The 7,342-nt window shown below is 60.9% G+C and carries 8 protein-coding genes; 5 read left to right on the forward strand and 3 right to left on the reverse strand.

Going from position 1 to position 7,342, the window contains the following annotated elements; translation table 11 throughout:
* The first annotated feature begins 105 nt into the window (after positions 1–105).
* Together QMX98_RS30280 and QMX98_RS30285 are read left to right on the forward strand one after the other, a co-directional pair.
* Positions 106–1,071, forward strand: coding sequence for a 2-oxoglutarate and iron-dependent oxygenase domain-containing protein (locus QMX98_RS30280; protein ID WP_282411856.1), 966 nt, complete (start codon positions 106–108; stop codon positions 1,069–1,071).
* Positions 1,072–1,153: 82 nt separating this feature from the next.
* Positions 1,154–2,107 carry an adenosine deaminase gene (locus tag QMX98_RS30285; protein WP_282411857.1) on the forward strand — a complete coding sequence of 318 codons (954 nt, stop codon included), beginning with the start codon at positions 1,154–1,156 and terminating at the stop codon, positions 2,105–2,107.
* A gap of 97 nt (positions 2,108–2,204) precedes the next feature.
* Here QMX98_RS30285 and QMX98_RS30290 read toward each other — a convergent pair whose 3' ends face one another.
* Together QMX98_RS30290 and QMX98_RS30295 are read right to left on the reverse strand one after the other, a co-directional pair.
* Positions 2,205–2,939 (reverse strand): helix-turn-helix transcriptional regulator, encoded by a 735-nt coding sequence (locus tag QMX98_RS30290; RefSeq protein WP_010463793.1) that lies wholly within the window; start codon positions 2,937–2,939, stop codon positions 2,205–2,207.
* A 296-nt stretch (positions 2,940–3,235) separates the two neighbouring features.
* Complete coding sequence (locus QMX98_RS30295) at positions 3,236–4,165, reverse strand: LysR family transcriptional regulator (RefSeq protein ID WP_010463794.1); 930 nt, start codon at positions 4,163–4,165, stop codon at positions 3,236–3,238.
* 116 nt (positions 4,166–4,281) lie between these two features.
* Here QMX98_RS30295 and QMX98_RS30300 point away from each other — a divergent pair, with 116 nt between their 5' ends.
* The 3 genes from QMX98_RS30300 to QMX98_RS30310 all read left to right on the forward strand — a co-directional run bounded on the left by QMX98_RS30300 (position 4,282) and on the right by QMX98_RS30310 (position 5,945).
* Positions 4,282–4,575, forward strand: coding sequence for a putative quinol monooxygenase (locus QMX98_RS30300; protein ID WP_010463795.1), 294 nt, complete (start codon positions 4,282–4,284; stop codon positions 4,573–4,575).
* Positions 4,576–4,607: 32 nt separating this feature from the next.
* Positions 4,608–5,621, forward strand: coding sequence for a zinc-binding alcohol dehydrogenase family protein (locus QMX98_RS30305; protein ID WP_282411858.1), 1,014 nt, complete (start codon positions 4,608–4,610; stop codon positions 5,619–5,621).
* Between the two features lie 150 nt (positions 5,622–5,771).
* Positions 5,772–5,945 (forward strand): hypothetical protein, encoded by a 174-nt coding sequence (locus QMX98_RS30310; RefSeq protein ID WP_167362270.1) that lies wholly within the window; start codon positions 5,772–5,774, stop codon positions 5,943–5,945.
* A gap of 8 nt (positions 5,946–5,953) precedes the next feature.
* Here QMX98_RS30310 and QMX98_RS30315 read toward each other — a convergent pair whose 3' ends face one another.
* Positions 5,954–7,150 carry a multidrug effflux MFS transporter gene (locus QMX98_RS30315; RefSeq protein WP_282411859.1) on the reverse strand — a complete coding sequence of 399 codons (1,197 nt, stop codon included), beginning with the start codon at positions 7,148–7,150 and terminating at the stop codon, positions 5,954–5,956.
* Between the last annotated feature and the right edge of the window lie 192 nt (positions 7,151–7,342).

Genomic DNA, 7,342 nt, shown 5'->3' on the forward strand with positions numbered 1-7,342 from the left:
GCTCGCGATGGCGGAGTGTCAGACGCTATCAATGTCGACTGACACGCCGCGATCGCGAGCAGGCTCACTCCTACAATGAATTTTCAGCGTTCTTGAGAATTGCGCATGAACCAACTCCCGATCATCGACATCGCCCCGCTCTACAGCGCTGACCAAACCGCCTGGCAATCCGTCGCGACTCAAATCGACCGCGCCTGCCGCGACTGGGGCTTTTTCTACATCAAGGGGCATCCGGTCTCCGCGTCACGCATCCACGCCGTGCTCGACCATGCCCAACGCTTCTTCGCCTTGCCCACCGCCGAAAAGCTCAAGATCGACATCACCCAGACTCGCCACCATCGCGGCTACGGTGCCATCGCCACCGAGCAACTCGACCCGAGCAAACCCAGCGACCGGAAAGAAACCTTCGACATGGGCCTGCACCTGCCGGCCGACCACCCGCAAGTACTGGCGGAAAAACCGCTGCGCGGTCCCAACCGCCACCCCTCGATGCCCGGCTGGGAAGTGCTGATGGAACAGCATTACATCGACATGCAGGCCCTCGCCCAAACCCTGCTGCGTGCCATGACGCTGGCGCTGAACATCGAGCGCGACTTCTTCGACACGCGCTTCAATGAACCGGTCAGCGTGCTGCGGATGATCCATTATCCGCCGCGCCATACCGCCAGCTGCGAGGAGCAGCAAGGCGCCGGCGCCCACACCGATTACGGCTGCATTACCCTGCTGTACCAGGACGCCGCCGGTGGCCTGCAAGTGCGCAACGTCAAAGGCGAATGGATCGACGCGCCGCCGATCGAAGGCACGTTCGTGGTCAACCTCGGCGACATGATGGCCCGCTGGAGCAACGACCGTTACCTGTCGACGCCGCACCGGGTGATCAGCCCGCTGGGCGTCGATCGTTACTCGATGCCGTTCTTCGCCGAACCACACCCCGATACGCCCATTGAATGCCTGCCCGGTTGCCAGGACGAATCGCACCCGGCGAAGTACCCGGCCACTACCTGCGCTGAATTCCTGCTCTCGCGCTTCGCCGAGACCTACGCCTATCGACGGGAACAGGCCGTGGTGTGATGAACCGGCTGGTCAGGTTTTGCTAATTGTTTCTACGGGCATCTGTAGAATGCTCGCCATCTGCACCTGATGAGAAAAGACTATGTACGACTGGCTGAACGCCCTGCCCAAGGCAGAACTGCACCTGCACCTCGAGGGTTCGCTGGAGCCCGAGTTGCTGTTCGCCCTGGCCGAACGCAACAAGATCGCCCTGCCCTGGAGCGATGTAGAAACCCTGCGCAAGGCGTATGCCTTCAACAACCTGCAAGAGTTTCTCGACCTGTATTACCAGGGCGCCGACGTGTTGCGCACCTCGCAGGATTTCTACGACCTGACCTGGGCCTACCTGTTGCGTTGCAAGGCGCAGAACGTGATTCACACCGAACCGTTCTTCGACCCGCAGACCCACACCGACCGTGGCATCCCGTTTGAAGTGGTGCTCAACGGCATCGCGGCGGCGCTCAAGGATGGCGAGCAGCAACTGGGCATCACCAGCGGTTTGATCCTGAGCTTCCTGCGCCACCTGAGTGAAGACGAAGCGCAGAAAACCCTCGACCAGGCGCTGCCGTTTCGTGAAGCGTTTGTGGCCGTGGGCCTGGACAGCTCGGAGATGGGCCACCCGCCGAGCAAGTTCCAGCGTGTGTTTGATCGTGCCCGCCACGAAGGCTTCCTGACCGTCGCCCACGCCGGTGAAGAAGGCCCGCCTGAGTACATCTGGGAAGCCATCGACCTGCTGAAAATCCAGCGCATCGACCATGGCGTGCGCGCCATCGAAGACGAGCGTTTGATGCAGCGGATCATCGACGAGCAGATCCCGCTGACCGTGTGCCCGCTGTCCAACACCAAGCTCCGGGTGTTCGATCACATGTCCCAGCACAACATCCTCGACATGCTTGAGCGTGGCGTGAAAGTGACCGTGAACTCGGATGACCCGGCGTACTTTGGCGGGTATGTGACCGAGAACTTCCATGCGCTGTACACCGACCTGGGCATGACCCAGGATCAGGCCAGGCGTTTGGCGCAAAACAGCCTGGATGCGCGGTTGGTAAAACCATAAGCCTTAGCGCAGCCCCCCTGTGGGAGAGTCTTTGTTGCAGGCTCACTCCCACAGGCTCTGTGTTCAGCCAGCTAGCGATTCAGTCAATCAAACAGCTCTAAAGCGCCATTTCCAGCTCGGTTTCCTTGGCGAATCGATGGATCTCCCGCTGCCCCGCGGCCGTGATCTGCAAGGCGCGCGAATCATTGGGCAGGCTCAGCCAGCCGGACTGCATGAACAGCTGCAACAACGCAGCGCCCAGCGAACCGCCCATGTGCGGGCGTCTTTCGCTCCAGTCGGGACACGCACAGGCCACTCGACTGTTGCGATGAGCCAGGGCCTGGATGAACACCCCGCGCGAGGCCAGTTGTGTGGAACCCTTGTGGGTGATCATGACGCGCTGTTCGAACTGCTCGATCCAGCCGGCATCCAGCAGCCGCTGGTAAAGATCGGCGGCCAGGGTGCCTCCCAAATGGTCGTCGCACAGTCGGGCCCGCAACAACGACGATGGCGCCGCCTGAGGTTTGGCAATGGGGCTGGTGCGTTTGAAGACGTCCGGGACGGGCTGCGGCGTGCTGGCCAGCGTCGCGCTGGCCAGTGCTTCGATTGCCGCGCCCACTTCAGGCGCGGCCAGGCGGAAAAAGCGTTTGCGCCCACGGATTTCGACTTTCAACAGACCTCCGGCGGACAAACGCCCCAGGTGTGCACTGGCCGAAGACGGTGACAGGCCGGCCAATAGCGCCAGCTCTTCGGTCTGCCGCGCCGAGCCATCCATCAAGGCCCACATCATTGCGCTGCGCTTGGGGTCAGCCAGCAACGTGGCGATCTGGCTGATGCAAGGTGCATGTTCCATGTATTCACTCCCTGTTGAATCGTTTCGTCTGCTGCTCAGAGACATCTTGACCAGTAATGTGTCGTCGGCCAAGACGCGGAAACCGCCATAAGCCGGGCAAAGCCCCTTCTCCCCCATGCCATCGCTTCGCAGGTGCGCCGAAGCTCGGATGCTTGACCGTTAGGCCATCGCCATTGCGAGATCGACGGTGCGTACATGAGGCGGGCGCTAGTATAAGCGGGTTAACGCCGGTTCCTGCCCTTGGGAAAGCGCGGGTGGTGATAGTTCCTGACAGAAATTTCGCTATTTGCCTGCGACTAATGATCGATGCCCGATATTGTCGGAAATTGACTGCCTAAAAGAGCGCATCGGCTGGCAAGCATTTCCCGTAGAAGGTTCACCGGCTTACTCAATTGTGCGCGATGGGCGCACAGCAAATTCAGCGGTGCGCGCTCACAGAGCAACTCCGGCATCAGCACTTTCAACCGGCCGGCGAGCACATCGGCCGCGACATCGAGCCAGGACTTGTAAGCAATCCCGGCCCCCGCCACTGCCCACAGCCGCACGACATCGGCGTCGTCACTGAAGCGATCGCCGCTGACGGTCAGCCCGACTTCGCGTTTGCCGTCGTGGAAACTCCAATGGTCATGGACCCGGCTACCGAGCATGAACAACAAACAATTGTGCTGCGCCAGTTGTTCCAGATGCCGCGGCTCGCCGTGCCTCGCCAGATAACTCGGCGCGGCGCAGAGCACTCGGCGGTTCTGCGCCGCGATGGGCAGTGCCACCAGGCTTGAGTCTTCCGGCTCGCCGTAACGCAGGGCAATGTCCACCGGTTGGCGGAACAGGTCGGCGATGCGGTCCCCCAGCAACAGGCGCACGGTCAGTTTAGGGTGCTCGCGCTGGAACTCGTCGAGCCACGGCAGCAACAGGTTGCGGCCAAAGTCCGACGGTGCCGACAACTGCAGAATCCCGCTGACCTGATCCTGACCGCTGGCCAGTAAGCGACGACCCTCGTCGAGATTGCTCAGGGCGGCCCGGGCATACTCCAGAAAGCCCTCACCTTCGGCGGTCAGACGCAAACTGCGGGTGGAGCGCGCCAGCAAGCGCGCGCCGAGTTGCTGTTCGATGCGCTTCAACGCCGCACTGGCCACCGCCGCCGACATGTCCATCACCCGCGCCGCCGCCGACAGACTCCCCAGGTCAGCAGCCCGGACAAATAACTGCAAGTCATCGAAACGCAGCATTTCAGCCCCGATTATCAAAAAAATATTGAAAGAGACTGCTCTTTTAGCGGGTTTTATCTTGCAGAGAAATAGCCAATCATCTGTCCCATCGAAATCAACCCGTTTGCGGAGCGACCATGTCCCAGCCTTTCACCGCCATTGCCACCCTCATTGCCAAACCCGGCCAGCAAGACGCCCTCGAACAACACCTGCGTGCGCTGGTGGAGCCGACCCGCGCCGAGGCCGGTTGCGGCCAATACGATTTGCATCAGGACCTGGCCAATCCACTGGCGTTTTACATGATTGAACATTGGAGCAGCGACGAAGCCCTGCAAGCCCATGACGCCAGCGCCCATGTACAGAACTTCCGCGCCAAGGCCGGCGACTTTCTCGAGCACTTCGACCTCAAGCGCCTGCGCACCGTGGCTTGATCCCTTCATCTATTAATGTTCAGGAGCCCCACATGAAAGCCATCGCCTACTACACCTCGTTACCGATCAGCGACGCCAATGCCCTGCAAGACATCGAACTGCCAGAACCGGTTGCCGGTCCGCGCGACCTGTTGGTGGAAGTCAAAGCCATCTCGGTGAACCCGGTCGACACCAAGGTCCGCCAGAACGTCCAGCCTGAAGGCGGCGCGGCGAAAGTGCTGGGTTGGGACGTGGCCGGTGTGGTCAAGGCTGTCGGCAGCGAAGTCACGCTGTTCAAGGCTGGCGACAAGGTGTTTTACGCGGGCTCTATCGCCCGTGCGGGGGGCAATAGCGAATTGCACGTGGTGGATGAACGCATCGTCGGCCATATGCCGAAAACCCTCGGTTTCGCCGAAGCCGCCGCACTGCCGCTGACCGCCATCACCGCCTGGGAATTGCTCTTCGAACGCCTGCAAGTGCGCGAAGGTAAAACCGATGAAGGCCAGAGCCTGCTGATCGTCGGCGCGGCGGGCGGTGTGGGTTCGATCCTCACGCAACTGGCCAGCCAGCTCACCGGGCTGAAGGTCATCGGCACCGCGTCCCGTGCGCAAACCCAGAGCTGGGTACGCGAACTGGGCGCCGATCTGGTGATTGATCACAGCCAGCCGTTGAGTGAAGAACTCAAACGCGCAGGTGTAGACCATGTGACCCACGTCGCCAGCCTGACCCAGACCGATCATCACCTGGATCAACTGGTCGAGGCATTGGCGCCACAAGGCAAACTGGCGCTGATTGATGATCCGAAAGCGCTGGACGTGACCAAACTCAAGCGCAAGAGCCTGTCGCTGCACTGGGAATTCATGTACACCCGCTCGCTGTTCGAAACGGCGGACATGATCGAGCAGCACAACTTGCTCAACCGCGTGGCCGGGCTGATCGACACGGGGACGCTGAAAACCACGGTCGGCGAGCACTTCGGGACCATCAACGCGGCCAACCTGCGACGCGCCCATGAGCTGCTGGAAAGCGGCAAGGCCAAGGGCAAGATTGTGCTCGAAGGGTTCTGAAACAGATTGAGACAGGTGTCGTCCGGATGGACGACACCGTCAGTCCGAGAATTGACCCATGTCACAATTACGATCGTATTCGGGTCTACAATCGAAACCTCTGCGATGCAATCTTTTACGCAACATCTTTTAAGAGAGGAGAGTTCAGCAATGAAGATCCTGATTAAAGAAGTGGCTAAATCCCAGTGGCAGGTTCGTCTGGACCAACACGCTGTTACGTTCCGCAGCGAAGCTGAAGCGCTAGCCTTCACCAAGACCCTTGAAGCGCGATTGCTCGCGCCCCATCAAATTCCCGACCACCAACAACAGCGCGCCGCTGGCTGAGTCCGCCCTCAGACCTGGGTTTGCGCCAATGCCCGGGCATTTTGCAAACGCCGGGTGAGCATCGCCGCGCTCACCACCAGAATCCCGCACAGGCTGATGACCATGGCCATCGGCACGGCGCTGCCATCGTGTAAAATACCGACCAATGCAGCCGCTCCGGCGGCGACGCTGAATTGCAGGCACCCGAGCATCGCCGACGCACTGCCGGCGCGAGCGCCCTGCCCGTTCATGGCGCAGGCCGAGGCATTGGGGAGGATGCAACCGAGGCTGGCGATGCAGATAAACAGCGGAATCAGCAGCGGCCATAACTGTTCGGTGTGCAGCGCACTGACGGCAAGCAGCGTCAGGCCCGCCCCCAGGTAAATCCACACGGTACGCACCAGCAGAAATGCCGGGCCACGCTTGGCCAGCAGTCGTGCGTTGACCTGCGCCACCAGAATGAAACCCGCCGCGTTGGTCCCGAACAGCCAGCCGAAATGCTCGGCCGGGACCCCGTAGAGTTTGATGAAGACGAACGGCGAACCGGCGATGTAGGCAAACATCCCGGCAATGGCGATACCGCCAGTCAAGGCGTGGCCGAGGTAGACCGGATCCGACAACAGCCGACCGTACTGACGCAACGCCCCCGACAGCGGTTGACGCGGTACGTGGGCCGGCAGGCTTTCCGGCAACCCGATTGCCACGGCCAGCCCTGCCAGCGCACTGAATCCGGTCAGCACCAGGAAGATCGACTGCCAGCCGGTGGTGTTGACCAGCAGTCCACCGAGCATGGGCGCGAGAATCGGTGCCAGGCCCATCACCAGCATCAATTGCGAAAAGACTTTCGCCGAGCCCACCGCATCGCATTTGTCACTGACCACCGCACGGGCGATCACCATCCCGGCGCAACCACCGAGGGCCTGGATGAATCGCGCGCCGATCAACCATTCCAGATTTGGCGCAAACGCGCAGGCCAGGGACGCCGCGGTGAACAACCCGACGCCTGTCAGCAACGGAATCCTTCGCCCGAAGCGATCCGCCACCGGTCCGTATGCCAGTTGACCCAGGGACAGGCCCAAGAAGTATGCGGCCAGGGTCAGCTGGACGTGTTTCTCATCGGTACCGAACGCGAGTGCCATCGCCGGGAACGCCGGCAGATAGAAATCGATTGCCAGCGGACCGAAAGCGCTCAGGGCGCCAAGAATCAAAATGGTACGGAAGTTCATCAGGCATCCAGTTGGGCATGGGTCGGCAGCCCGACAGTCTAGCCGCGCATGGACGCCTTGAACATTCCGATAGCTCGCTAACTATTAAATATCATTGGATAAATATAAAACCTGCAGGAGCGAGCCTGCTCGCGATAGCGCAGTGCCAGTCAACATCAACGCTGAATGACACACCGCTATCGCGAGCAGGCT

The sequence above is a fragment of the Pseudomonas sp. PS02303 genome, from assembly GCF_029959925.1.
GTDB lineage: Bacteria > Pseudomonadota > Gammaproteobacteria > Pseudomonadales > Pseudomonadaceae > Aquipseudomonas > Aquipseudomonas mandelii.

Coding starts and splice junctions, on each gene's coding strand:
- QMX98_RS30280 (WP_282411856.1), top strand. CDS start 106: ATGAACCAACTCCCGATCATCGACATCGCCCCGCTCTACAGCGCTGAC.
- QMX98_RS30285 (WP_282411857.1), top strand. CDS start 1,154: ATGTACGACTGGCTGAACGCCCTGCCCAAGGCAGAACTGCACCTGCAC.
- QMX98_RS30290 (WP_010463793.1), bottom strand. CDS start 2,939: ATGGAACATGCACCTTGCATCAGCCAGATCGCCACGTTGCTGGCTGAC.
- QMX98_RS30295 (WP_010463794.1), bottom strand. CDS start 4,165: ATGCTGCGTTTCGATGACTTGCAGTTATTTGTCCGGGCTGCTGACCTG.
- QMX98_RS30300 (WP_010463795.1), top strand. CDS start 4,282: ATGTCCCAGCCTTTCACCGCCATTGCCACCCTCATTGCCAAACCCGGC.
- QMX98_RS30305 (WP_282411858.1), top strand. CDS start 4,608: ATGAAAGCCATCGCCTACTACACCTCGTTACCGATCAGCGACGCCAAT.
- QMX98_RS30310 (WP_167362270.1), top strand. CDS start 5,772: ATGAAGATCCTGATTAAAGAAGTGGCTAAATCCCAGTGGCAGGTTCGT.
- QMX98_RS30315 (WP_282411859.1), bottom strand. CDS start 7,150: ATGAACTTCCGTACCATTTTGATTCTTGGCGCCCTGAGCGCTTTCGGT.